We start from the raw sequence: 25,712 nt of genomic DNA on the forward strand, positions 1-25,712 counted from the left end.
TACTTATACGAACGTTGCTTCAACTCAATATCTTTAAATTCTAAATCTTCTTTATGAAGCACAGCATCACTTGGCTCTCCTTTAAATTCCCAAGCTGCTACGTAAGCAAAATTCTCATCGTCTCGTTTTGCTTCTCCTTTTTGTTCGCCACTTTCTTCAACAGCATCTTCTCTAAAGTGTCCACCACAAGATTCTTCTCTATGTAAGGCATCTTTTGCAAACAATTCTCCTAATTCTAAGAAATCTGCTACACGACCTGCTTTTGCAAGCTCTTCATTATATTCTTCATTAGTTCCTGGAACTTTAACATCTTTCCAGAATTCTGCACGAAGTTCTTTTATTTCCTGAATAGCTTCAGTTAATCCTTTTACATTTCTTGCCATTCCAACTTTATTCCACATAATTTTTCCAAGTTTTTTATGGAAGTGGTCTACAGAATGAGTTCCATTATTATTTATTAAATGGTTGATACTATCTCTAACACTTTTCTCTGCTTCGTCAAATTCTTTAGTATCTGTTGAAATTTTTCCTGTTCTAATATCATCTGCCAAATAATCTCCAATAGTATAAGGCAATACAAAATAACCATCGGCTAAACCTTGCATTAAAGCAGAAGCTCCAAGTCTGTTGGCACCATGATCTGAAAAGTTGGCTTCACCTATACAATACAATCCAGGAACCGTAGTCATTAAATTGTAATCCACCCAAATACCTCCCATGGTATAATGTACAGCTGGATAAATCATCATAGGTGTCTCGTATGGGTTTTGATCTACGATTTTTTCGTACATCTGGAATAAGTTTCCATATTTATTTTTTATAACTTCTTGTCCTAGTTTTTTCACCAAAGCAGCATCATTAGCATCTAAATGTCTAACTGTTGCTTGCTCTTTTCCATAACGTTCTATGGCAGAAGCAAAATCCAAAAACACAGCTTCTCCTGTTGCATTCACACCAAAACCTGCATCGCAACGTTCTTTGGCTGCACGAGATGCCACATCACGAGGTACTAAATTTCCAAAAGCAGGATAACGACGCTCTAAGTAGTAATCTCTATCTTCCTCTTTTAAATCTTTTGGCTTTAATTTTCCTGCTCTGATAGCTTCAACATCTTTCATGTGTTTAGGAACCCATATACGTCCATCGTTTCTTAAAGACTCAGACATCAACGTTAATTTAGACTGATGGTCTCCTGAAACTGGAATACAAGTTGGGTGAATTTGAGTGTAACAAGGATTTGCAAAGTAGGCACCACGTTTGTGAGCTTTCCAGGCTGCTGTTACATTTGATCCCATGGCATTAGTTGAAAGGAAGAAAACGTTTCCATAACCTCCAGTTCCAAGAACTACAGCATGAGCTGAATGTCTTTCAATGTCTCCAGTAATTAGATTACGTGTAATAATACCACGAGCTTTCCCATCTACAACAACCACGTCTAACATTTCGTGACGGTTGTACATTTTTATTTTTCCACGACCTATTTGACGGTTCATAGCAGAATAAGCGCCTAATAATAATTGTTGCCCTGTTTGTCCAGCAGCATAAAAGGTTCTTGAAACCAAAACTCCACCAAATGAACGGTTATCTAGTAACCCTCCATATTCTCTTGCAAACGGAACTCCTTGTGCAACACATTGATCAATAATATTTGCTGAAACCTCAGCTAAACGATAAACGTTAGCTTCACGAGAACGATAATCTCCACCTTTTACAGTATCGTAAAACAATCTGTATGTGGAGTCACCATCTCCTTGATAATTTTTTGCAGCATTAATTCCTCCTTGTGCAGCAATTGAATGCGCACGTCTAGGAGAATCTTGAAAACAAAATGCTTTTACGTTATAACCTAGTTCTGCCAAAGTTGCAGCAGCAGAACCACCTGCTAAACCTGTACCAACCACAATAACATCAATGTTACGCTTATTAGCTGGATTTACTAGATTGATATGATTTTTATAATTAGTCCATTTGTCTGCAATTGGACCTTCTGGTATTTTAGAATCTAAAGCCATATTTAGATATTTTTTTAGTGATTAAAATGATGAACTAACGCAATAACGATAAATCCTAGTGGAATTAAAATAGCATACGCTTTTCCAAAACCTTTTAATCCTTTTGTGTATTTGTTATTTGCTCCTACAGATTGGAATGCAGAGTTAAAACCATGTAATAAGTGAAGTGCCAAAAACACAAACCCTATACAGTATAAAGCCACACGCCAAATTGGAACGAATTTTTCTTGTAATTCATGGAAATATCTAAATTCTCCATTGTGCATTCCAGACATATCACCAACAATATACTTTGTATTGATTTCTGGAATCCAAAAATCTATAAAGTGAATGATTAAGAAAATTAAGATAAATAGCCCACTATAAATCATGTTTCTGCTCATCCATGTTGAATTAGCAGCCCCATTATTTTTGGCATAATTAATATTTCGTGCTTTTTTGTTTTTGATTTCCAATACAAAACCCATGATGAAATGAAAAATCACACCAAAAATTAATATAGGTTGAATGACATATTGTATCAACCAAAAAGTTCCCATAAAGTGTGAAATCTCATTAAATGTATCGGCACTAATAATTGAGGTAAAGTTAATTACAAAATGCTGTAGTAAAAAAATCATTAGGAAGAAAGCCGAAAGTGCCATGGCAAATTTTCTTCCAATCGAAGAATTCAAAATTCCGCTCATTGTTGAAGTTTAATTTATATCAAACAAAGATACACTTCCAATCAGTTTTAGACAAAATTGAAACAATTTAATGTCTGTATTTAGAATGATTTTAAACAGATTGAAGATTTGAAACCTATAATTATTAACAACATACCAAGGTAAAATTTATGTTTCAGTTAAATTTATAATAAATTGATTCGTCTTTTTTATAAGCCAAAAGGAAATACGTATTTTTGAGAATTAATAAGATTTCTATCATTTACGGAAATAAAAATAAAAACTTCATGAAATACCATTTAATCAACAACAAACTCTTTATAAAAAATCGTAAAAATTTTACTGCTAAAATGAAACCTAATAGTTTGGCTGTATTTAATTCAAACGATATTTATCCTATTGGTGCAGATAGCACCATGCCTTTTGAACAAAATAGAGATCTATTCTACTTAAGTGGTGTCGATCAAGAAGAAAGTATTTTGGTACTGTTTCCAGATTGCCCAAAAGAACAACATAGAGAAATATTATTCTTAAAAGAAACCAACGACCATATTGCAGTATGGGAAGGCGAAAAATTAACCAAAGAAGCTGCTTTATCAACTTCAGGGGTTAAAACTGTTTATTGGTTGCAAGATTTTGAGAAAATTATGTTTGAGTTAATGTCTCAAGCAGATACAGTTTATATAAACACAAACGAACATTACAGAGCCAATGTTGAAACCGAAACAAGAGAAGACCGTTTTAATAAATGGTTGAAAGAAAAATATCCTGCTCATAGCGTAGCTAAAAGCAATCCTATCTTACAACGTTTACGTTCTGTGAAAGATTCTTTAGAATTAGAATTATTACAACAGGCTTGCGATATTACTGAAAAAGGTTTTAGACGTGTTTTAAATTTTGTAAAACCAAATGTTTGGGAATATGAAATTGAAGCCGAATTTTTACATGAATTTATTAGAAATAGATCTAGAAAATTTGCTTATACACCTATTATTGCTTCTGGCAACAATGCCAATGTATTACATTATATTGAAAATAATCAGCAATGTAAAGCTGGCGATTTATTGCTTATAGATGCAGGAGCAGAATATGCTAATTATTCTAGTGACATGACTAGAACTATTCCAATTTCAGGAAAATTTACCAAACGTCAAAAAGAGGTTTACAACGCTGTAAATCGCGTGAAAAATGAAGCCACTAAATTATTGGTTCCTGGTACTATCTGGGCAGATTACCATGTGGAAGTTGGTAAATTAATGACTTCGGAATTAATTGGCTTAAAATTATTAGACAAAGCTGATGTGAAAAATGAAAATTCAGATTGGCCAGCTTATAAAAAATATTTTATGCATGGCACATCACATCATTTGGGATTAGACACTCATGACTACGGGATTTTAACAGAACCTATGCAAGAGAATATGGTGTTTACTGTGGAGCCTGGAATCTATATACCTGCTGAAGGTTTTGGTATTCGATTGGAAGACGATGTGGTTATTCAGAAAAAAGGAGAGCCTTTTAACTTAATGCGAAACATACCTATTGAGGTCGATGAAATTGAAGATATCATGAACTAACATTCATTTTAGATTATAATAGCCTTAATAAAAATGAAAATAATCAGAATTAAACTTAATAAACCTCATGAAAATTAATCTCATGAGGTTTTATATTTACAATCAATTTTTATTTACTAATAAATAAAGACTAAATTTACTTTTGAAAAAAATCAAATCTTGAATAAATCTACACTTTATATATTTCTATTTTCTTCATTTTTAGTCATTCCTTTTAAAAAAGTAATGGCTCAAAAAACAGATACCATTTACCATGTAAATAAAAACATCTTAACAGGAGAGCTTAAAAGTTTGTCATATGGGGTAATTTCATGGAAAATGGATGGCATGGGAACTATCAGCTTAGAAAATATAAAAGTAAACACGATTATATCTAAAAAACAATTTGAAATTAAATTAAAAAACGATGCCATTTATTTTGGATCGCTTGGTGCATCTGAAACATTTGGCACTGTAAATATCATTACAAAAAAGGAGAAAATATTAGTTACAGTAAGTGATATTGTTGAAATCTACCCCATAAAGAGTAGCTTCTGGCTAAAAATAAGTGGTGATTTTAGTTTAGGATTTAACTATTCTAAAGGTAGTGATATAGCAAATCTAGCCTTTTCTGGCGATTTAAATTATAGAAAAAAGAAAGCTTATTTTGAAGTGGCCTGGGATCAAAACAACACTTATCAAGCAGACACTTTAGGTTCTAGAAAAGCTGATATTTCAATGGCTTGGCAAAGATTATTAAAAAAGGGATGGTCAACACAATTATCAATTGGATTTAGTCAAAACTCTGAGTTAGGATTAAAAGAAAGATGGGGAATTGATTTAATGGGGTTAAAGGATCTATCCTATAATAATTGGAATAGATTTTATGCAGGAACAGGTATTAATTTAACACATGAAATTCCTTATGGAGGATCATCAGAACAAAATGACATTGCTGGAATTTTTCAGCTGGTTTGGAGAGTTTACAAATATAAATCTCCAAAATTATGGGTTGATTCTGATATTAGTTACTTACCCTATTTTACGGATTCTGGAAGACATAGAGTTGTTTTTAATCTAAACCCAAAAATTAATTTATTAAGTGATAATTTTAAAGTTGGATTAACATTTTACTACACTTACGACAGCAAACCTCCAGCAGATGCAGCCTCTACAAATGATTATGGTGTAAATTTTCAATTATCATATTCTTTCCATTAACAACTTATTTTTTTTGTTTAATTGATTCGTATACAAATAACAAAGAATAAAGGTAATTATTGCTGGTAAAACCCAACCCAAACTAAAATTTCCATATGGAATTACGTCTATTAATGGTTGCACATTTTCTATTGGAATTATAAATTTCAAAAAATCTGGAATACTAAATATAGACGTTATTAATACCACAGCTCTAAACGCCAAAATTGAAACATATTTATTTGGAATAACGTTTAGTATAATTAAAACAATAGTTATTGGATAAATAAACATAAGTACTGGTAATGCAATATCAATTATAAACCCAACATTAAAACTGCCAACTAAAACACCAATTAAACAACCTAAGACAGCTGTTATTAAATATGCAGTTTGAGAACCTTTAAATAAAGCTTTAACATAATCACAAGTTCCAACAACTACACCTACAGCAGTAGTAAAACATGCCAATGCTACTAAAACACTAAGAAATAAAGTACCTATATGTCCTAAAGTAAATCTGCTTAACCCTGTTAAAACTTCTATTCTAGTTGCATTTTCTGAAAATTCTGTTTGAAACAAAGAGCCACTCAAAATCAAGCCAGCATATATAACTAGTAATCCTGTACCTGCAATCCAACCAGATTTAGTTATTAATTCTTTTTTTTCGTTATAAGTAATATTCCCTTTTAAATTTAATGAAATTACTATAACTGCTCCAACAACTACAGCTCCAATAGCATCAAAAGTTTGATAACCCTCTAAAATTCCTTTTGCAATTGGTGCTTCTATAAAAGTTTGACTAACTGCTACTGGAGACGTAACTATTCCTATAAATATTATTAGTAATAATATAATACCAATTAATGGTGTTAAAAATTTTCCGATTAAATCTAAAATTTTTGAACGATTTATAACAAATACAAAAACTAATGCGAAATATATAGTACTTGTTAATAATGCACTAGTTGTAAAAAAAGGAGCAACAGCAATTTCGTGAGTTACAGATGCAGTTCTAGGAGCAGGTAAAGAAATAGCTATTACATATACCAAGAAACAATAAACAGAACTAAATAATGGAGATACTTTCTTTCCAAAATCGTACATGGTGCCTTGTAGTCTTGCATGCGCTAAAATCCCTAATATTGGAATTAAAACAGCCGTAATTGCAAACCCGAGAGTTACTATAAACCAATCGTTTCCTGAAGTATAACCTAAATAAGGAGGTAGAATTAAATTTCCGGCTCCAAAAAATAATGAGAAAAGTGCAAATGATGTAACAAGAACTTCTTTTGTATTATTCATAAACCTACTAGTCTTTATATCTTTGCACAAGATAAGTTAAATATGATTTTAGAATACAAAGACATTCAAATTAATTATTATGTTGAAGGAAATGGAGATGCCATTGTTTTGCTTCATGGCTTTCTTGAAAATAGTAGCATGTGGGAAAATTTAATTCCTGAAATTATTAAAACTCATCAAATTATTTCAATAGATCTATTAGGGCATGGAAAGACAGAGTGTCTAGGTTACATACATAGCATGGAACTTATGGCTGAAGCTGTTGAAGCTGTTTTACAACATTTAAAAATTAATAAATCTATAATTATAGGTCATTCTATGGGTGGATACGTTGCCTTAGCATATGCTGAAAAAAATCCTGATGCTTTAAATGGATTATGCTTAATGAACTCAACATTTGGAACAGATAATGAAGAACGAAGGATGCTAAGAACTAGAGCTAATAACATGGTAAAAACTAATTTCGAAAATATGGTAAGAATGTCTTTTACCAACTTATTTAGTAATAAAAGCAAAATTTTATATAGGAGAGAATTAGAAACAGCCCTTAATGAAGCTTTAAAAACTCCACTACAAGGTTATATTGCTTGTAATGAAGGGATGAAAATTAGAAAAGATAGAACGAAGTTTTTTAAAAACCTTCCAGTAAAAAAATTAGTTATTATTGGAATTCAAGATCCAATAATTAATCCAAATGCTATTAAAAAACAACTCAAAAAGTCTGATGTAGAAATCATAGAATTTCCTGATGGGCATATGTCTCATATAGAGAATATGAAAGAATTATCCTACTTTATAATGCATTTCATCGAAAAATAACTGCTTTTCGACTATTATATTGCTTTTTTATTTAAGTTAGAGTTCCAAATCCAACTAAAATGAATAAATCTACTAACAACAGAAATCCTTTTAAAATTTATTGCGACCTTTTTGGGCACAATTATGAGGTATCTAAAAAAATTACCTCACACGTAAAAGAATACACGTGCAAATGTTGTAAAAAAGAACTTACTACTAATAGTAATGGAAACCTAATTGAACTGACTCCAAAATATAAAGAGATAAACAATTTATTAGAAGACTTTTACAATAGACGTATGATGTATCTAAAAAACAAAACATTCGTTCATCAGTTAACTAACTACTAAACGAATTCCATCCTTGGGCTTTTAAAGGAATACTAGTTTCTGCTCTAGTAATTAAATGCATGCCTGCGCTTTTCTCTTTTATAAAACCTATAACTGTAAGATTTGGATTTGCTTTTATCTTCTCAAAATCTTGTTGAGATATAGTAAATAATAACTCGTAATCTTCTCCACCATTTAAAGCAACTGTAGTACTATCAATATTAAATTCTTCACATGTTGAAATAACTTGAGGGTCTAAGGGAATTTTATTTTCATACAATTCACATCCAACTTCACTTTGTTTACATAAATGCATGATTTCAGAAGATAGCCCATCACTAATATCAATCATTGAAGTTGGTTTAACCTCCAAATCCTTTAATAATTTAACAATATCTTTTCTTGCTTCAGGCTTCAATTGCCTTTCAATAATGTACGTATAGTTTTCTAAATCTGGTTGATTTTGTGGATTCACTTTAAAAACTTCTTTTTCTCTTTCCAATACTTGTAATCCCATATAAGCTGCACCAAGATCTCCACTAACAACTAATAAATCATTAGGTTTTGCCCCACTTCTATAGGCAACTTCGTCCGTTTTAACACTACCAATAGCTGTTATAGAAATAATTAATCCAGTAGTCGAAGACGTAGTGTCTCCACCTACTACATCCACATTATAAATTTTAGCAGCTGTTTCAATCCCAGAATACAATTCTTCTAGAGCTTCTAAAGGAAATCTATTAGATACTGCAATAGAGACTGTAACCTGCTTAGCCTCTGCATTCATAGCATAAACATCAGATAAATTAACAATCATGGCTTTATATCCTAAGTGCTTTAAAGGCATGTAACTTAAATCAAAATGTACGCCTTCTACAAGCATATCTGTAGTTACTACTATTTGATTATTTTTTAAATCTAAAACAGCAGCATCATCCCCTATTCCCTTTATTGTTGAAACATGATTAATTTTGAAGTTTTTTGTTAAGTGATCAATAAGTCCAAATTCTCCTAGTTCACTTAATGGTGTTTTACTCTGGTTTTTATCTTCTATCATGATGCAAAAATAAGAAGCTATTTTAAATGTCAATGCATAATAAGTTGATAATTACTCAAATAATTTAATAAATGATTTTAACATTTAACACAAAATTAGATGAGTATATAACTTCTTTTTGCATTATTCTGTTATTTTTGTGGAAATAAACCTATCTACTTAAAGAATATATTTTATAGATTATAAAAATTTTCGTTAAACAATATTCTTTTATTTGAATTCGTTTATTCTTATTACCCTAACTCAAACTAATACAAAAAAACTTGCTAATGTTTACTTTTAAAAAACAGTTAACCTTTTTAAAAATCTTTTTATTTGGATGCATTATTTTAACTTGCTTTCAAGCTTGCGATGATGAGCCTGTTGATCCAATAATTATTGTTGACACAGATGATGATGGTATTCCTAATGCTACTGACAACTGTCCTAACGAATTCAATCCAAATCAAGAAGATTCTAATGACAATGGTATAGGGGATGCATGTGAAGAAATTACTGAAAATGATTTGGATAATGATGGTATTCTAGACGATATTGACAACTGTCCTCTAACTCCAAATCCTGGACAAGAAGATTCAGATAACGATGGTATTGGTGATGTTTGTGATGACACACCTTTTGTAACTCCATTATATGCTTGTGAAAACGGGATGGCCGGACCTTATTCTTGTAATAATTACGACTTAATGGGTTACATTTCAATAGAAGAATTAGCTGAGACTGGAGCTGAAGGAAACGATTCTTGGGGTTGGACAGATCCAACAACTAATAAAGAATATGCATTAGTTTGCTCTACTCAAGGAACAGCTTTTGTGGATATTTCAGATCCAACTGCTCCAATTTTACTTGGTAAATTAGCAAGCGCAAATCCTGGAAATAGTGGGAATGTTTGGAGAGATGTTAAAACATATAATAATTATGCTTTTATAGTAAGTGAAGCTTCTGGGCATGGTATGCAAGTATTCGATTTAACAAGGTTAAGAGATGTAGCAAATGCGCCAGAAACATTTACTTCAGATGCTCACTTTACAGGTTTTGGAGCTGCTCATAATATTGTAATTAATGAAACATCTGGTTATGCTTACATTGTAGGAAGTAATGTTAATTCAGGAGGTCCTTTATTTATTAATATTCAAAATCCTACAAATCCAATTAATGAAGGTAGTTTTCCTGGATATTCTCACGATGCTCAAGTAGTAACTTATAATGGACCAGATCCAGATTATGCAGGACAAGAAATTTTAATTGGCTCGAATGGAAGTGAATTAGTTATTGCAGATGTTACAGATAAAAGTAATCCAACTCCAATCTCTACAGTAACTTACAACAATATTGGATATGTGCATCAAGGATGGTTTACAGAAAATATGGAATATTTCATTCTAGGTGATGAAACAGACGAGTTAGGATTTGGTAATAATACTAGAACCATAGTGTTCGATTTCGCAGATTTAGACAACCCAACCTTACATATGAATTATAATGGCCCAACAGCTGCTATAGACCATAATGGATATGTAAAAGGTAATGACTATTATTTATCTAATTATTCAGCTGGTTTAAGAATTATTGACATTTCAAATATATCATCAAACTCTATGGAAGAAATAGGATATTTTGATACTTATCCTGAAAACAACAATACTAGTTTTAAAGGCGCATGGAATGTCTATCCATATTTTGCAAGTGGTAACATTATTGTAAGTGATATAAATAGAGGTCTATTTATAGTTAGAAAAAGTGGCACATAATAATAAACTATTCCATGTTTTTTAATAGAAACATAACAATCGTATTACTATTTTCAATACTTTCAATCATTTGTAGTTGTGAATCTGATAACAATCAAGACAATCCTCAACATACGGTAGATTTTGTAAACACATATGGTGGTTCTAAAAACGATCGTGCACAATCCATAACAAGTACTACAGATGGAGGCTATGCCATTTTAGGCTACACACAAAGTAGTGATGGTGATATTTCAGATAAACCAATAGAAGGTTATGATTATTGGGTTTTAAAATTCGACTCTAACAATTCCATTCAATGGTCAAAGACCTATGGTGGAACCGAAGACGATAGAGGCAATAAAATTATTCAAACACCTGAAGGAGGCTATGCTATTTTAGGTTATACTTATAGTAGTAATCAGGATGTAACAGAAAATGCAGGTTTACAAGATTACTGGTTAGCAAAACTAGATGCCACAGGTAACATTATATGGCAAAAGTCTTATGGTTATTCAGGATTAGATAATGGTATTTCTATCACTCAAACTAGTGATAGCGGTTTTTTATTAGTAGGAGTTCTTGATGTAACTGCTTCTGGTGGAGCTGGCAACACTAAGCTGAACACCTCCAAACATGCAGGTGGTGACTATTGGGCAATAAAAATAGATTCTAATGGAATCATTCAATGGAGTAAATACTATGGTGGCTCTTTTACAGATACACCATACGATGTTATTAAAACGGAAGACAATGGATACATAATTATAGGTTCTTCAGATAGTAACGATGTAGATATTTCAAACAATCTTGGTGAATACGATTTTTGGGTTATTAAAATAGCAGCTACAGGAGAGCTACTTTGGGAGAAAAATTATGGTGGTTCACAAATTGATGAAGCTAGATCTATAATAGATACTAATGATGGCAATTATTTAATAGTTGGCGACTCAAGAAGCAACGATTTTGACGTTTCTCAAAATTTTGGAGGCGCAGATGTTTGGGTTATTAAAATAACACCTTTAGGCGAACTCATCTGGGAAAAATCTTTTGGTGGTAGTAGTTTCGATGTCAGTCGTTCTATAAAAAAAACTCAAGATAATGGCTTTCTAATTTCTGGAAGTTCACGTAGTGCAGATGGCAATTTAACAAGAAATCAAGGTCAAAACGATGCTTGGTTATTTAAAATAAATTCTGAAGGCTCTCTAATTTGGCAGAAATCAATTGGAGGATCAAATATAGATTATACTTACGACGTTACTGAATTATATGATAGTTCAATAATAGCCGTTGGCGAATCTGAAAGTATAGATGGTGATGTTTCTGAAAACAAAGGATTTTCAGATGTATTAATTATTAAAATAACTAACTAAAATGAAAAAAATATTTGCTCTTTTATTCTTTTGTTTCGTTTTAATTTCGTGTAAAAATGACGACGATAATATAGATTGTTGTTCACAACCTATAGTTACAGATGTCACATTTACATTCTCACATAATTGGGAAGATACCGAAGTAACTGAAAACGATTTTAACACAATGCAATACATAAATGCCAATGGTGAAGTTTTAACCATAGCAAGAATAAGATACCTATTATCCCGTTTCGAATTAGTGAATACAAATGGAGAAAGCTTTCCTTTAACAGGCTACAAATTAATTGATTTATCTAATCCTGAAAGCTTTACATTCAACACAACTATTTCAGATGGCACTTTATATCCAGGGCTTTATACCTTAAAATTTGTTTATGGTTTTAATGAAGAAGACAATATAGATGGTGCTTATCCAGATTTAAATTCAGCTTCATGGAATTGGCCTGCTATGCTTGGTGGTGGCTATCACTTTTTACAGTTCGACGGCATGTATAATGTAGACACGACATCTAGCCCTTTTAATTACCACAATGGAACAGCTAGAATTAGTGATGGTAATTATGAACAGAACTTTGTGAGTTTTGAATTTTTCCCTGAAGTTGAAATTAATTACAATACAACTATTGAAATAAAAATGGACATTTCTGAATTCTTTAAAAACCCGATTACTTGGGATTTAAATCAATACAACACACCACTAATGCCTAATTACGATGCACAAAAAATGATGCAACAAAATGTAGGTTCGGTTTTTTCTATAGGTCAAATAACACAAGAATAATGAAAAAATGGCTAATATATAGTGTCCTTTGTATCTGTTTGTCATGTTCTAACGAACCTACAGATGCAGATACAGATGCTTATGTGCCAACACCAAGTCCTCTAGAAATTCCAGAATTATTTGAGAATTTAATTATTGCTCCTGTTCTACCAATAGATAATCCTCAAACGGTTGAAGGCATTGCACTTGGTAAAAAATTATTCTTCGACCCAATACTCTCTGCAGATAATACGCAAGCATGTGCATCTTGTCATGCACCACAAAATGCCTTTACAGATTCTACTAGATTTAGTATTGGAATAGATGGTATAGCAGGAAACAGAAATTCAATGCCTTTATTTAATATGGCTTGGAATTACGATGAATTGTTTTTTTGGGATGGACGTGCTTTTAGCTTAGAACACCAAGCTATAGAGCCTGTTACAAATCCTATTGAAATGCATAACACTTGGGATGTTGTTGTTAGCAGACTTCAACAAAACGATGAATATCCCCAGTTATTTGAAGCTGCATTTGGAGATCAAACAATCACAAAAGAATTAGCAACAAAAGCCATTGCTCAATTTGAAAGAACGCTTATTTCTGCAAATTCAAAATTCGATAGATATTTACTAGGAGATGCGACATTAACTCAACAGGAACAAAACGGATTAAATGTTTTTATGGATGAAAATCGAGGTGATTGTTTTCATTGTCATGGAAATCCTAATAATCCCCTTTGGACAGATAACATCTTTCATAACAATGGTCTAGACGCAACATTCTCAGATCTTGGTTTAGGAGAGGTTAGTGGAGATCCTGCAGATAATGGAAAATTCAAATCTCCTTCCCTTCGAAATTTAGCGTTTAGTGCTCCTTATATGCATGATGGTAGATTTAACACTCTAGATGAAGTTATAAATCATTATAGTGAAGGCTTAGTAGATTCTCCAACTATTGATCCTTTAATGAAAAAAGTAGATGAAGGTGGAGTCCACTTAACTCCTCAAGATAAATCAGACCTTAAAGCCTTCTTACTTTCCCTTTCTGATCCTTCATTTATAAACAATCCAGACTTTCAAAATTAAAATCATTTATGAAGCAATTTTTTATAATCACATTTATAATTTTGATTGGAAATAATCTAACAGCTCAAACTAAAAAAGAATTAAAAAAGCTGCAAAAAATTGAAGATTATCAAAACAATAAAACCATTGTAGAATCTGGAGAGTATTTCTTTAAAGCAACTTTGATAACACCACTAAATCACAGAACTTTTAACATTCTTGATGATAATGGAGTTCTTATTATTAAAGAAAAAATGATGAAGGCAGATATACCTCACATTTCAAAGGACTCTATTAGAACGCGAGTTATTTCGCATAATGAAATCTTAGAATATAACGTTGAATATAAAGAGAAAAAGAAAAAAATAATTGTCTCATTTACTACAAAAGGCGAAGGTGAAAACTTAGATATACTTCTTAAAATTTCTGATGATAATAAAGCTGACTTATATTTATCAAGTGAAAGAATTGATCCTATTAGCTATTCTGGAACTATTAGTTATATGAAATAACTTTTATTCGCTAATTTTTTAAATAATTATTGATTGTAAAATATATTGATATTGTTATAAAATATTTCTATAGATCTATCTATTAATATCATGTTAGGTTCTATGGGAAAATTAGACTTATATTGTATCTTTGCGTTTCTATTTAGAATTAATCTATTTTAATTATGATTAAAGTGTCCGAAATTGCTAAGAAAAAAGTCATGGAACTAATGACAGAAGATGGCTATAGCTTAGCAACAGATTATGTTCGTGTTGGTGTAAAAAGTGGTGGTTGTTCTGGTTTATCATACGATTTAAAGTTTGACAAAGAACAACAAGAAGAAGACAAGGTTTTTGAAGATAATGGCGTGAAAATAATTGTCGATAAAAAAAGCTTTTTATATCTAATTGGAACTACTCTTGATTATTCTGGAGGTTTAAATGGTGTTGGCTTTGTTTTTAATAACCCTAATGCCAATAGAACTTGTGGATGTGGAGAATCATTCTCATTATAAAAAATAAAAATGAATAAGTATACTGAAGACGATTTAAGAGAAGAATTAAAAACCAAAGAATACGAATATGGTTTTTACACTGATATAGAATCAGACACTTTCCCTATTGGCTTAAATGAAGATATTGTTAAAGCTATTTCTCTTAAAAAAGAAGAACCAGAGTGGATGACTGAATGGCGTTTAGAGTCTTTTCGTGCTTGGAAAGAAATGATTGAACCTGAATGGGCAAATGTAAATTATGTGAAACCCGATTTTCAAGCTATTTCATACTATTCAGCTCCAAACAGCAAACCAAAATATGATAGTTTAGATGAAGTCGATCCAGAACTTTTAGCAACTTTTGAAAAATTAGGCATTTCTCTTGACGAGCAAAAAAAATTGGCTGGTGTTGCTATGGATGTGGTGGTTGATTCTGTTTCAGTAGCTACAACATTTAAGAAAACTCTTAACGAAAAAGGAATTATATTCTGTTCTATAAGCGAAGCTATTAGAGAACATCCTGAGTTGGTTAAAAAATACATTGGTACTGTTGTACCTCAAAAAGACAATTTTTATGCTGCTTTAAATTCAGCTGTGTTTAGTGATGGGAGTTTTTGTTACATTCCAAAAGGCGTTCGTTGTCCTATGGAACTATCAACCTATTTCAGAATCAACCAAGCAGGAACAGGACAATTTGAACGTACACTTTTAATTGCAGACGAAGATAGCTACGTTAGTTATTTGGAAGGTTGTACAGCTCCAAGCAGAGACGAAAATCAATTACATGCTGCAGTTGTGGAACTAATTGCTCTAGAAGGAGCCGAAATAAAATATTCAACGGTTCAAAACTGGTATCCAGGAAACTCTGAAGGGAAAGGTGGAGTATACAACTTTGTAACTAAAAGAGGAATTTGCGAAAAAAATGCCAAAATTTCATGGACTCAAGTAGAAACAGGTTCAGCAATTACCTGGAAATATCCAAGTTGTATTCTAAAGGGAGATAATTCGGTTGGCGAATTTTATTCTATTGCTGTAACAAACAATTTTCAACAAGCAGATACTGGAACTAAAATGATTCATTTGGGTAAAAACACCAAATCGACCATTATTTCCAAAGGAATTTCAGCTGGAAAATCTCAAAATTCGTATAGAGGATTAGTACAAATAAGCTCTAGAGCAGATAATGCTAGAAATTTTTCTCAATGTGATAGCTTATTAATGGGTAACGAGTGTGGCGCACACACGTTTCCCTATATAGAAGCTAAAAACAAATCAGCTATTATAGAACACGAAGCTACAACAAGTAAAATTGGTGAAGACCAAATTTTCTATTGTAACCAACGTGGTATTGATACTGAAAAAGCCATTGCATTAATTGTAAATGGATTTAGTAAAGAAGTGCTTAATAAGCTTCCAATGGAATTTGCTATAGAAGCTCAAAAATTATTAGAAATTTCTTTAGAAGGAAGTGTAGGATAAAAAAATATCATGCTAAAAATTATAAAAATGAAAAAACTATTCATCTTACTTTTAACAATTACAACATTATCTAGTTGTAAGAACGATGCTAAAACTGAAACCGTCGATAATAATGACTTGACTTTAATTCAAGGAGATTTTGTTTATTATGCAGATGCCGCAGTTATACAAACGCGTCAAGATGTATATGGAGTTATTATTGACGAAAAAATGCTTGAATTAGACAAGCAAGTAAAACCATTTAAAGTGGAAATAACTGATATGATTCCTGTAGAAATTAAAGGAAAATTAATTCCTAAACCTGAAGGAGAGGAAGGATGGCCTTTTAGAGTAGAAATAGTTGAAATTATCAAGGTTAGTAAACCAGACCCAAACAAAAATGATGTCGTTAAATTAGGAGGCGAAGAGTAAACTAAAACAACTAGAGATTAAATAATTAAGACAATTAAAAGATTTCTGATATTCAGAATCTAAAGATTAAATACATATGTTAAAGATAAAAAATCTGCACGCTAGTGTTGAAGACAAGGCTATTTTAAGAGGTATTAACTTAGAAGTTAAGCCAGGGGAAGTTCATGCTATTATGGGACCAAATGGTTCTGGTAAAAGTACTTTAGCTTCAGTAATTGCAGGAAAAGAAGAATATGAAGTTACAGAAGGACAAATTCTTCTTAATGATGAAGATATAGACGAATTAGCAGCTGAAGAAAGAGCTCATAAAGGCATCTTTTTATCGTTTCAATATCCTGTTGAAATTCCTGGAGTTTCAGTTACAAACTTTATGAAAACAGCTATTAACGAAACTCGTAAAGCTAAAGGTCTTGAAGATATGCCAGCAAACGAAATGCTGAAATTAATTAGAGAAAAATCTGAATTATTAGAAATAGACCGTAAGTTTTTATCTCGTTCTTTAAACGAAGGATTTTCAGGTGGTGAGAAAAAAAGAAATGAAATTTTTCAAATGGCTATGCTAGAACCAAAACTGGCCATTCTTGATGAAACAGATTCTGGTTTAGATATTGATGCTTTGCGCATTGTTGCTAATGGTGTTAATAAATTAAAAAGTAAAGATAATGCTGTCATTGTAATTACACACTATCAAAGACTTTTAGACTATATCGTTCCAGATTTTGTACATGTATTACACAATGGAAGAATTGTAAAATCTGGTGGCAAAGAATTAGCTCACGAATTAGAAGAAAAAGGATACGACTGGATTAAAGAAGAAGTGAAAGCCTAATAAAAGCAAATGGAATTAAAAGAAAAATTGATATCATCCTTTTTAGCATTCGAAAATCATGTGGATATAGATTCACCTATTCATGATGTTAGAAGCGAAGCTATAAAAATATTTGAAACTCAAGGTTTCCCTACTAAAAAAGAGGAAGCATGGAAATACACTTCTTTAAATAGTATTTTAAAACATGATTATAGTGTTTTCCCTAAAAATGAAAATACCATTGAATATAATGATGTAAAGAAGTATTTTATTCATGATATTGATAGTTATAAAATTGTATTTATTGATGGGAAATATTCATCACATCTGTCTCAAACAACTCATGATGGAATTGATGTTTGTTTAATGTCATCTGCTTTAAACAAGCCAAAATACCAGCTAATTATTCAAAACTATTTTAACAAAATAGCTTCAAAAGATAGTTTAACATCTTTAAATACAGCTTTCTCTCAAGAAGGAGCTTATATTCAAATTCCAAAAAACAAAGTGGTTGATAAGCCTATTCAAATCATCCATTTTTCTACTGGGAACGAATCAGCATTAATGCAACAACCAAGGAATTTAATTGTTGTTAACGAAAATTCACATGTTCAAATTATTGAACGTCATCAAAGTTTAACTGAAAATCCTGTTCTAACAAACAGTGTTACAGAAATCTTTGCAAACAAACGTGCTATAATAGATTATTATAAAGTTCAAAACGATAATGAGCATGCTTCCTTAATAGATAATACATTTATTAACCAGAAACAAGAGAGTCATTGTTCTGTACATACGTTTTCATTTGGTGGAAAATTAACACGCAATAATCTCAATTTCTATCAAAATGGCGAACGCATAGATTCTACTTTAAAAGGTGTCACTATTATTGGCAACAAGCAACATGTAGACCATAACACATTGGTACATCATATAGAACCAAATTGCGAAAGTCATCAAGATTATAAAGGCATTTTTAACGATAGCTCTACAGGAGTTTTCAACGGAAAAGTAGTTGTAAACAAAGAAGCTCAAAAAACAAATGCGTTTCAAGCAAACAACAATATTTTAGTTAGCGATAAAGCATCTATAAATACTAAGCCTCAATTAGAAATTTTTGCTGACGATGTAAAATGTTCTCATGGATGTACTATTGGACAATTAGACGAAAACGCTATGTTTTACATGCGTTCTCGAGGCATTCCAGAAAAAGAAGCTAAAGGCTTATTAATGTATGCTTTTAGTAATAACGTATTAAATTCAGTTAAAATTCCAGAAATCAAACAACGCATCACTAAAATTATTGCCACTAAATTAGGTGTTAATATTGGGTTTGATTTATAAAAAATTATGTTTAAAATTGAAGACATAAGAAAAGACTTCCCTATACTCTCAAGAAAAGTACATGGCAAACCTTTAGTGTATTTAGACAATGGAGCCACGTCTCAAACTCCTATTCAAGTGATAAATACAATTGTAGATTATTATTCTAATTACAATGCAAATATTCACAGAGGTGTACATACACTAAGTCAGGAAGCCACAGATAAATACGAAACAGCCAGATATAAAATCCAGAACCATTTTAATGCCAAACATGCACATGAAATTATCTTGACTTCTGGCACTACAGAAAGCATTAATTTGGTAGCTCATGGTTTTGCCTCTTTATTAAAAAAAAATGATGAAGTTATAGTTTCTTCCTTAGAACATCATAGCAATATTGTGCCTTGGCAAATGTTATGTGAAAAAACAGGAGCTTTCTTAAAAGTTATTCCTATGAATGATGAAGGGGACTTAGTTATGGAGGAATACGACAAGTTACTTTCAAAAAAAACCAAACTGGTTTTTGTAAATCATATCTCAAATGCTTTAGGAACCATTAACCCTATTAAATATATTATTGAAAAAGGACATCAAGTTGGAGCAGCCGTTTTAATTGATGGAGCTCAAGCTTGTCCTCATATCAAACCAGATGTTCAAGAGTTAGATGTCGATTTTTATGTAGCATCTGCCCATAAAATGTGTGGCCCAACAGGAGTTGGAATGCTTTACGGAAAAGAATCTTGGCTTAAAAAATTACCTCCTTATCAAGGTGGTGGAGAAATGATTGCTGAAGTTACTTTTGAAAAAACAACTTATGCCAACTTGCCTCATAAATTTGAAGCAGGAACACCAAACATTTGTGGAGGCATTGCTTTTGGTACAGCTATCGATTATTTAAACAACATTGGTTTCGACAATATTGCAACTTATGAACATGAGCTTTTAGAGTATGCAACAAAAAAACTTTTAGAAATTGAAGGCTTAAAAATTTATGGTACGTCTAAAAACAAAACCTCAGTTATTTCATTTAACTTAAATGGTATTCATCCGTACGATGTTGGCACCATTCTAGACAAATTAGGAATTGCCGTAAGAACAGGTCATCATTGTGCACAACCTATCATGGCATATTATAAAATCCCTGGAACCGTAAGAGCTTCTTTTGCATTTTATAATACCAAAGAAGAAATTGATGTTTTAGTTGAAGGTGTAAAGAAAGCAAAAATGATGCTTTCATAATCTAAATTTATTCAAATACTATATTTAAACACCCTTCGAGGTGTTTTTTTTATTTATACAAATAATCTAAATATTGCATTTCATCGAAAAATAAATTAATTTTTTACCAATTATCAATCCATTTTAACAAATTATTATATATTCATCAAAATTTTAACTAAATACCCAAATATGAAAAAAACAATTCTAGGAATGGCAGCTCTAGCCATGCTATTTTCTTCATGTAGTGAAGATCAAAATCAAATCGATAACACAAATCAATCTAAGGTTGATATGAGTGATTTTTATGTTTACACTGATGCAGATGTAGACGAAACATCAAGAATTGCTGAAGGAAAAGGCAAATCTTGCTATTCGATGGTTAATCTAAACAGACAGTTAAATGAAGATTCTGATTTAGAACAAAAAATGTTTGATATTGAATATCAATCTAGAAGTTTTATGGCTTCAAAAAAACCAGATGGCGCTGGCAATGGAAATGGTGGAGGTGGAAATGGTGGTGGAGAACCTACACCAGATAATTTAGGAATTATAAACATTCCTGTGTATGTACATGTTATTTATAGCAATTCACAAGAAAATATTAGTGATAACCAAATTAATTCTCAAATTAGTGTTTTAAATAACGATTTTAGAGCAAGCAATAATGATGTAAACCAAGTACCTTCTGAATTTTCAGGTCTTGTAGCTGACTCTGAAATTAACTTTACTTTAGCTGGAACATTTAGACACTCAAATTCAAGAACATCTTGGGGAACTAATGATGCTATGAAAGCTGCTTATCCTCCAGTTTCACCAAGTACTCATTTAAATGTTTGGGTATGTAATATTGGTGGTGGCATTTTAGGATATGCGCAATTCCCTGGAGGAAGCTCATCTACAGATGGTGTCGTAATTTCTCCGCAATATTTTGGAACAACTGGTTATGTTTCTGCTCCTTTTAATAAAGGTAGAACTGCTACTCATGAAGTTGGTCATTATTTAAATTTACGCCATATTTGGGGTGATGGGAATTGTAGAAGAGATGATTTTGTTTCTGATACACCTTCTTCAGATGGACCAAATTATGGTTGCCCATCTTACCCAACTGTTAATTGTCGTTCAAATGATATGACAATGAACTATATGGATTATACAGATGATGCTTGTATGTACATGTTCTCTGAAGGTCAGAAATCTAGAATGAGATCTATATTTGCTTCTGGTGGACCTAGAGCTGCCATGGCAAATTAATATTAATTTTTATAAATATTTAAAAGACGCCAAGTTTGGCGTCTTTTTTGTTTATTATATTTACATATATTTAAAATCTATTATAAATGAAATATCTTACTCTTATCCTTTCCGTTTTTACATTTATGTCTTGTGGGAATTCTAAAAATGCATCAGCTATGCAAAATAATAAACAACCCAATAATTATATTACTGGAACATATCAAGTTATATTCATTGACTCTAATAATGTATCAGAATATAAATTAACTATTGAATTTAACGAAAGTACTAAAACAGTTTCTGGTTTTTCTGGATGTAACCGTTTTACAGGAACTTATATATTAGATGAGAATAAAATTACTATTGGACCTCTAGCTGGAACGAGAATGGCTTGTATGGAAACTATAAATAATATTGAAACGAGTATGCTTGAAGCTCTATCAAATGTAAATACAATTCATGTTAATAATCAAACATTAACTCTTCTAAAAGATAAGGACGTTTTACTTCAAGCGTCACAAGAAAATGCTTATGTTTTAGAATATACTGCAATGTCTAGAGGTTTATTTAATCAATATATTTTTGAAAACGGAAAACTTTCAATACAAAAAGACAGAGCATCTTCTCTAGAAATTAAAACATGCTCACAAGAAGACATAAACAAACTCTTAAATGAGTTAAACTCTTTAGAATTAGAAAAAATAAACTCTTTAAAAGCACCTAGCGAAAAAAGATTTTATGATGGTGCAGCCATTGCCATTTTAAAAATTACTTATCATGGTAAAACCTACCAAACTCCAGAATTTGATCATGGAGATCCTAACTCTTATATTGCTTCTTTAATTTCATCATTTTTAGGGCTTGCTGAAAAACAGTAAATAATTGATTAGAAGTAATACTTATTGTATTTTTGTGAAAAATAATTAAAAGTGACCATTCAAGAAATTCAAAACGACATTAAAGACGAATTTTCTATGTTTGACGACTGGGAGGAACGTTATCAATATATGATTGATTTAGGGAAAACATTACCTTTAATCGAACCGAAATACAAAACTGATGACTATATAATTAAAGGCTGTCAAAGTAAAGTTTGGGTTCATGCAGATTTGATTCATGACAAAATCGTTTTTACTGCTGATAGCGATGCCATTATTACAAAAGGCATTATTGCTATTTTAATTCGTGTGTTTTCGAATCAACATCCAAAGCACATTATTGAAGCCAATACAGATTTCATAGATGACATAGGTCTAAAAGAACATTTATCGCCAACTCGAGCTAACGGATTGGTGAGTATGATAAAGCAATTAAAAATGTATGCCATTGCATACCAAACACAATTACAATAATGAGTGAAACAACCATAGATACAAACGCATTAGGAGAAAAAATAGTAGCTGTTTTAAAAACTATTTACGATCCTGAAATTCCAGTAGATATATATGAATTAGGGCTTATATATGATGTTTTTGTAAACGAAGATTACGATGTAAAGATTTTAATGACATTAACAACACCTAATTGTCCAGTTGCAGAAACTTTACCATTAGAAGTTGAAGAAAAAGTTAAATCGTTAAACGATGTAAAATCTGCAGAAGTAGAAATTACTTTCGATCCACCTTGGACACAAGAATTAATGAGTGAAGAAGCCAAGTTAGAACTTGGTATGCTTTAAAAAAATATTCTATTTTCAGTTGCAGTATTCAATAAGGCAACTTAACGACTACACAACCAACAACAAAAATTTGGAAGAAGAAATCAAAAATCGCGTAGCGAACAGCAAACTAATAGTCTTTGACTTAGAAGATTATTATCCTGAAGGAAAACGAGTGCTTTTAGATATAAAAGACTGGCTTTTTGAAGGTTTTGTGTTGCGAGAAAAAGACTTTAGAAAACAGTTAAAAAATCATAATTGGTCTCAATACAAGAATAGCTTTGTAGCATTAACTTGTTCTACAGACGCTATTATTCCAGCTTGGGCTTACATGTTAATTATTATTGAATTAGAATCTTTTTCACAAAGAACTATAATTGGCAATTTAGAATCTTTAGAAACATCTATATATCAAGACATAATCCAAAATTTAAATCTTGAAGCATATAAAAACAAACCTGTTATAATTAAAGGTTGTTCTAACAAACCTGTTCCCAGAAATGCATACATCCTGATTTCAGAAAAGTTAAAACCTCTTGCGTCATCTATTATGTATGGAGAAGCTTGCTCATCTGTTCCATTATATAAAAAAGCAAAATCTTAAAAACACAAGATTTAATTAAAATCCTTAAACTTATATAAATCACTTCATTTTTTTTGATTAAAACTATGTAACTAATATATTTGCAAGCTTTTATAAATTATTTAATCCTTAAAAACTATTAAAAAATGACAAAAAAACTACTTTCAATTCTAGTTTTAATATTTACTATTTCAACTGGATACTCTCAAACAAAAGAAGAATTAAAAACTGAGCAAGCAGCAAAAAAAGATTCTATCAAAGTCTTACAGAGTAGCGTAGAAAATTTACAAAAACAAATTGATACTTATCCAGGATGGAAGTTTGGTGCTTTTGGAACAATTGGAGCAAGTTTTTCAGAATTTAACAATTGGTATGGACAAGGAACGCCAAACAATTCTGCTGGAAATATTACAATTACAGCCAATCCGCATGCTAAATTAGATAAAGAAAAATACTTTTGGTATAATACTGCTATTATTAACTTAAGTTGGGTGAAATTTGATGACAAAGACGATCCAAATGACGATGATAGTTTTAGAGAAGCTAGCGATGTATTTACTGTAACCTCTCTTTTTGGTTATAAAATTGCTAAAAATTTAGCAGCTTCTACTTTAGCAGAATATAGAACAACATTAATAAACAATTTTAACGATCCAGGTTATTTAGATATAGGTGTTGGTATTACTTGGACTCCTGTTGAAAATTTAGTTGTTGTTGTACACCCAATTAACTATAACTTTGTATTTGCTGAAAATGATGCCATTTTTGAATCGTCTTTAGGTGCAAAAGTAGTTGCTAACTACAATCGTGCTTTTGGAGATTTAAAATTTAACTCCAACCTTTCGGCTTTTATTAGTTATGAAGATTCTGACTTATCAAACTGGACTTGGATAAACTCTTTAAGTTACACGGTTTGGAAAGGTATTGGCCTTGGATTTGAATTAGGTTTAAGAGATAACAAACAAGAAGCAGTTAATTTTGCAAATAATCAATGGGTAAATGGAGGTGAAGTAGGTTCTGAACCAAATTTTGATAATGTAGATAATGAATTACAAGTTTATACCACTTTTGGTTTAAGTTATAATTTCTAAGAAAACCATGTACGATATAAAAACGCCTTTTTAGTTATATACTTAGCTAGAAAGACGTTTTTTTAATTTAAACGTATTTCAATTATTAAATTTATTAACTATGAAAAAAATAATACTCGCTCTAGTACTTATTATTAATGCTAGTATCATGAACGCTCAGGATGTAACAAAAGCAACAGACACATTAGAAGGTTGGTCTCACGATGGTAAAATAACCTTATTAATTAACCAATCTGCTTTTTCAAACTGGCAACCTGGTGGTGACAATAATATGGCCGCAAACGTGAATATAAATTACGATATAGACTATGTAAAAGGGCCCTGGTTATGGGATAATAAAATTCTGGCTAGTTATGGAGTAACCATCAACGACGATGATGGGATGCGTAAAACAGATGACAGATTAGAACTTAACTCTATTCTTGGTCGTTCTATGAATAAAAAATATTGGAGCTTTTCTTTCTTTATGAATTTTAGAACACAATTTAGTGATGGTTACGATTATAACGACGATTTTATTGGTGATAATGAAGCTTACCCAACGTCAGGTTTTTTCAAACCTGCTTATTGGAGCTTTGGACCTGGTTTTTTATGGAAAAAAAGCAAGAATCTAAGTGCCAATTTTGCTCCTCTAACCTCAAAATTTACTTTTATAACAAGTGAGATATATACGTTAAACGATGATGATGAAAATAATCTATTCTACGAATCTAGCAATGACGTAGAAACCTATGGTGTAGCTCCTGGAAAGTCCTTATTATATGAATTTGGATTTAACTTTCGTGGTTATTACAAGTTTAATATCATGAAGAATATTTCAATGGAAAACATTCTTAGTCTCTACTCTAACTATTTAGATAAGCCCATGAATGTAGATATAGATTATACTATGAATATAGTTATGAAAATTAACGATGTCTTTTCAACAAACCTAACCTTTCAAACCGTTTATGACGATAATGCTTATCAAGGGTTTCAGATTCGAGAAGTTTTTGGTTTAGGTTTAAATGTTAATTTCTAATCTTATTTATTGTTATAAAAAAAGCGCCAAATTTTGGCGCTT

At 31.4% G+C, this 25,712-nt stretch carries 26 protein-coding genes; 22 read left to right on the forward strand and 4 right to left on the reverse strand.

Annotation, left to right across the window (positions count from 1 at the left end):
* Positions 1-2,012: fumarate reductase/succinate dehydrogenase flavoprotein subunit (locus FVF61_RS00190; protein ID WP_148452307.1), on the reverse strand; the 2,012-nt coding region annotated here is incomplete at its 3' end.
* A 14-nt stretch (positions 2,013-2,026) separates the two neighbouring features.
* Positions 2,027-2,698 (reverse strand): succinate dehydrogenase cytochrome b subunit, encoded by a 672-nt coding sequence (locus FVF61_RS00195; RefSeq protein ID WP_148452028.1) that lies wholly within the window; start codon positions 2,696-2,698, stop codon positions 2,027-2,029.
* Between the two features lie 266 nt (positions 2,699-2,964).
* Between FVF61_RS00195 and FVF61_RS00200 the strand changes: the two genes are divergently transcribed.
* Together FVF61_RS00200 and FVF61_RS00205 are read left to right on the forward strand one after the other, a co-directional pair.
* Complete coding sequence (locus tag FVF61_RS00200) at positions 2,965-4,254, forward strand: aminopeptidase P family protein (protein ID WP_148452030.1); 1,290 nt, start codon at positions 2,965-2,967, stop codon at positions 4,252-4,254.
* Positions 4,255-4,413: 159 nt separating this feature from the next.
* A complete protein-coding gene (locus tag FVF61_RS00205; protein WP_148452032.1) occupies positions 4,414-5,454 on the forward strand; it encodes a DUF481 domain-containing protein in 1,041 nt (346 codons plus the stop codon).
* Here the strand turns inward: FVF61_RS00205 and brnQ are convergent.
* Positions 5,437-6,738, reverse strand: a complete 1,302-nt coding sequence (gene brnQ, locus FVF61_RS00210) for a branched-chain amino acid transport system II carrier protein (RefSeq protein ID WP_148452034.1) — start codon at positions 6,736-6,738, stop codon at positions 5,437-5,439. The two genes, FVF61_RS00205 and brnQ, sit on opposite strands and share 18 nt — an antisense overlap.
* Before the next feature lie 42 nt (positions 6,739-6,780).
* On the opposite strand from brnQ, the gene FVF61_RS00215 reads away from it, so the two are divergent.
* Together FVF61_RS00215 and FVF61_RS00220 are read left to right on the forward strand one after the other, a co-directional pair.
* Positions 6,781-7,557 carry an alpha/beta fold hydrolase gene (locus FVF61_RS00215; protein ID WP_148452036.1) on the forward strand — a complete coding sequence of 259 codons (777 nt, stop codon included), beginning with the start codon at positions 6,781-6,783 and terminating at the stop codon, positions 7,555-7,557.
* 59 nt (positions 7,558-7,616) lie between these two features.
* Positions 7,617-7,886, forward strand: a complete 270-nt coding sequence (locus FVF61_RS00220; RefSeq protein ID WP_148452038.1) for a hypothetical protein — start codon at positions 7,617-7,619, stop codon at positions 7,884-7,886.
* On the opposite strand, the gene thiL is transcribed toward FVF61_RS00220, so the two are convergent.
* Positions 7,876-8,922: a thiamine-phosphate kinase gene (gene thiL, locus FVF61_RS00225; RefSeq protein ID WP_148452040.1), complete on the reverse strand. Its 1,047-nt coding sequence runs from the start codon at positions 8,920-8,922 to the stop codon at positions 7,876-7,878. The two genes, FVF61_RS00220 and thiL, sit on opposite strands and share 11 nt — an antisense overlap.
* Before the next feature lie 269 nt (positions 8,923-9,191).
* On the opposite strand from thiL, the gene FVF61_RS00230 reads away from it, so the two are divergent.
* The 18 genes from FVF61_RS00230 (at position 9,192) to FVF61_RS00315 (ending at position 25,670) form a co-directional block, all read left to right on the forward strand.
* On the forward strand, positions 9,192-10,673 hold the full coding sequence (locus FVF61_RS00230; protein WP_148452042.1) for a choice-of-anchor B family protein: 1,482 nt from the start codon (positions 9,192-9,194) through the stop codon (positions 10,671-10,673).
* Positions 10,674-10,687: 14 nt separating this feature from the next.
* Complete coding sequence (locus FVF61_RS00235; RefSeq protein ID WP_148452044.1) at positions 10,688-12,025, forward strand: hypothetical protein; 1,338 nt, start codon at positions 10,688-10,690, stop codon at positions 12,023-12,025.
* Position 12,026: 1 nt separating this feature from the next.
* The gene (locus FVF61_RS00240) at positions 12,027-12,809 is read left to right on the forward strand and encodes an MbnP family protein (protein ID WP_148452046.1); all 783 of its coding nucleotides are present in this window, start codon (positions 12,027-12,029) and stop codon (positions 12,807-12,809) included.
* Positions 12,809-13,876 (forward strand): cytochrome-c peroxidase, encoded by a 1,068-nt coding sequence (locus FVF61_RS00245; protein WP_148452048.1) that lies wholly within the window; start codon positions 12,809-12,811, stop codon positions 13,874-13,876. The genes FVF61_RS00240 and FVF61_RS00245 overlap by 1 nt, the downstream gene beginning before the upstream one ends.
* An 8-nt stretch (positions 13,877-13,884) precedes the next feature.
* Positions 13,885-14,367 (forward strand): DUF4251 domain-containing protein, encoded by a 483-nt coding sequence (locus FVF61_RS00250; protein ID WP_148452050.1) that lies wholly within the window; start codon positions 13,885-13,887, stop codon positions 14,365-14,367.
* 164 nt (positions 14,368-14,531) lie between these two features.
* Entirely contained in the window at positions 14,532-14,861 is a 330-nt protein-coding gene (locus FVF61_RS00255; RefSeq protein WP_148452052.1) for a HesB/IscA family protein, read from the forward strand.
* Positions 14,862-14,870: 9 nt separating this feature from the next.
* On the forward strand, positions 14,871-16,319 hold the full coding sequence (sufB, locus tag FVF61_RS00260; RefSeq protein WP_148452054.1) for a Fe-S cluster assembly protein SufB: 1,449 nt from the start codon (positions 14,871-14,873) through the stop codon (positions 16,317-16,319).
* A gap of 27 nt (positions 16,320-16,346) precedes the next feature.
* A complete protein-coding gene (locus FVF61_RS00265; RefSeq protein ID WP_148452056.1) occupies positions 16,347-16,730 on the forward strand; it encodes a hypothetical protein in 384 nt (127 codons plus the stop codon).
* A 76-nt stretch (positions 16,731-16,806) separates the two neighbouring features.
* Complete coding sequence (gene sufC, locus FVF61_RS00270; protein ID WP_148452058.1) at positions 16,807-17,559, forward strand: Fe-S cluster assembly ATPase SufC; 753 nt, start codon at positions 16,807-16,809, stop codon at positions 17,557-17,559.
* Between the two features lie 9 nt (positions 17,560-17,568).
* Positions 17,569-18,882 carry a Fe-S cluster assembly protein SufD gene (sufD, locus tag FVF61_RS00275; RefSeq protein ID WP_148452060.1) on the forward strand — a complete coding sequence of 438 codons (1,314 nt, stop codon included), beginning with the start codon at positions 17,569-17,571 and terminating at the stop codon, positions 18,880-18,882.
* 6 nt (positions 18,883-18,888) lie between these two features.
* Positions 18,889-20,103, forward strand: coding sequence for an aminotransferase class V-fold PLP-dependent enzyme (locus FVF61_RS00280; RefSeq protein ID WP_148452062.1), 1,215 nt, complete (start codon positions 18,889-18,891; stop codon positions 20,101-20,103).
* Between the two features lie 171 nt (positions 20,104-20,274).
* Positions 20,275-21,336 (forward strand): zinc metalloprotease, encoded by a 1,062-nt coding sequence (locus FVF61_RS00285; RefSeq protein ID WP_148452064.1) that lies wholly within the window; start codon positions 20,275-20,277, stop codon positions 21,334-21,336.
* Positions 21,337-21,422: 86 nt separating this feature from the next.
* Positions 21,423-22,196, forward strand: a complete 774-nt coding sequence (locus tag FVF61_RS00290; protein ID WP_148452066.1) for an META domain-containing protein — start codon at positions 21,423-21,425, stop codon at positions 22,194-22,196.
* Positions 22,197-22,247: 51 nt separating this feature from the next.
* Complete coding sequence (locus FVF61_RS00295; protein WP_148452068.1) at positions 22,248-22,670, forward strand: SufE family protein; 423 nt, start codon at positions 22,248-22,250, stop codon at positions 22,668-22,670.
* Positions 22,670-22,996 (forward strand): SUF system Fe-S cluster assembly protein, encoded by a 327-nt coding sequence (locus tag FVF61_RS00300; protein WP_148452070.1) that lies wholly within the window; start codon positions 22,670-22,672, stop codon positions 22,994-22,996. Before FVF61_RS00295 ends, FVF61_RS00300 begins: the two co-directional genes overlap by 1 nt.
* Positions 22,997-23,066: 70 nt before the next feature.
* The gene (locus FVF61_RS00305; RefSeq protein ID WP_148452072.1) at positions 23,067-23,579 is read left to right on the forward strand and encodes a DUF2480 family protein; all 513 of its coding nucleotides are present in this window, start codon (positions 23,067-23,069) and stop codon (positions 23,577-23,579) included.
* Positions 23,580-23,704: 125 nt separating this feature from the next.
* Positions 23,705-24,649 (forward strand): DUF3078 domain-containing protein, encoded by a 945-nt coding sequence (locus FVF61_RS00310; protein WP_148452073.1) that lies wholly within the window; start codon positions 23,705-23,707, stop codon positions 24,647-24,649.
* A 100-nt stretch (positions 24,650-24,749) separates the two neighbouring features.
* The gene (locus FVF61_RS00315; protein ID WP_148452075.1) at positions 24,750-25,670 is read left to right on the forward strand and encodes a DUF3078 domain-containing protein; all 921 of its coding nucleotides are present in this window, start codon (positions 24,750-24,752) and stop codon (positions 25,668-25,670) included.
* The last annotated feature ends 42 nt before the right edge of the window (positions 25,671-25,712 follow it).

Source organism: Xanthomarina maritima, from assembly GCF_008084905.1.
Taxonomy (GTDB): Bacteria; Bacteroidota; Bacteroidia; order Flavobacteriales; family Flavobacteriaceae; genus Xanthomarina; species Xanthomarina maritima.

Bases quoted from the DNA above. Each gene is read 5' to 3' on its own strand.
- brnQ (WP_148452034.1), bottom strand. From the start codon at position 6,738: ATGAATAATACAAAAGAAGTTCTTGTTACATCATTTGCACTTTTCTCA.
- FVF61_RS00255 (WP_148452052.1), top strand. From the start codon at position 14,532: ATGATTAAAGTGTCCGAAATTGCTAAGAAAAAAGTCATGGAACTAATG.
- thiL (WP_148452040.1), bottom strand. From the start codon at position 8,922: ATGATAGAAGATAAAAACCAGAGTAAAACACCATTAAGTGAACTAGGA.
- FVF61_RS00230 (WP_148452042.1), top strand. From the start codon at position 9,192: ATGTTTACTTTTAAAAAACAGTTAACCTTTTTAAAAATCTTTTTATTT.
- FVF61_RS00315 (WP_148452075.1), top strand. From the start codon at position 24,750: ATGAAAAAAATAATACTCGCTCTAGTACTTATTATTAATGCTAGTATC.
- FVF61_RS00290 (WP_148452066.1), top strand. From the start codon at position 21,423: ATGAAATATCTTACTCTTATCCTTTCCGTTTTTACATTTATGTCTTGT.
- FVF61_RS00265 (WP_148452056.1), top strand. From the start codon at position 16,347: ATGAAAAAACTATTCATCTTACTTTTAACAATTACAACATTATCTAGT.
- FVF61_RS00220 (WP_148452038.1), top strand. From the start codon at position 7,617: ATGAATAAATCTACTAACAACAGAAATCCTTTTAAAATTTATTGCGAC.
- sufB (WP_148452054.1), top strand. From the start codon at position 14,871: ATGAATAAGTATACTGAAGACGATTTAAGAGAAGAATTAAAAACCAAA.
- FVF61_RS00250 (WP_148452050.1), top strand. From the start codon at position 13,885: ATGAAGCAATTTTTTATAATCACATTTATAATTTTGATTGGAAATAAT.
- FVF61_RS00280 (WP_148452062.1), top strand. From the start codon at position 18,889: ATGTTTAAAATTGAAGACATAAGAAAAGACTTCCCTATACTCTCAAGA.
- FVF61_RS00200 (WP_148452030.1), top strand. From the start codon at position 2,965: ATGAAATACCATTTAATCAACAACAAACTCTTTATAAAAAATCGTAAA.
- FVF61_RS00195 (WP_148452028.1), bottom strand. From the start codon at position 2,698: ATGAGCGGAATTTTGAATTCTTCGATTGGAAGAAAATTTGCCATGGCA.
- FVF61_RS00215 (WP_148452036.1), top strand. From the start codon at position 6,781: ATGATTTTAGAATACAAAGACATTCAAATTAATTATTATGTTGAAGGA.
- FVF61_RS00240 (WP_148452046.1), top strand. From the start codon at position 12,027: ATGAAAAAAATATTTGCTCTTTTATTCTTTTGTTTCGTTTTAATTTCG.
- FVF61_RS00285 (WP_148452064.1), top strand. From the start codon at position 20,275: ATGAAAAAAACAATTCTAGGAATGGCAGCTCTAGCCATGCTATTTTCT.
- FVF61_RS00300 (WP_148452070.1), top strand. From the start codon at position 22,670: ATGAGTGAAACAACCATAGATACAAACGCATTAGGAGAAAAAATAGTA.
- sufD (WP_148452060.1), top strand. From the start codon at position 17,569: ATGGAATTAAAAGAAAAATTGATATCATCCTTTTTAGCATTCGAAAAT.
- sufC (WP_148452058.1), top strand. From the start codon at position 16,807: ATGTTAAAGATAAAAAATCTGCACGCTAGTGTTGAAGACAAGGCTATT.
- FVF61_RS00310 (WP_148452073.1), top strand. From the start codon at position 23,705: ATGACAAAAAAACTACTTTCAATTCTAGTTTTAATATTTACTATTTCA.
- FVF61_RS00245 (WP_148452048.1), top strand. From the start codon at position 12,809: ATGAAAAAATGGCTAATATATAGTGTCCTTTGTATCTGTTTGTCATGT.
- FVF61_RS00235 (WP_148452044.1), top strand. From the start codon at position 10,688: ATGTTTTTTAATAGAAACATAACAATCGTATTACTATTTTCAATACTT.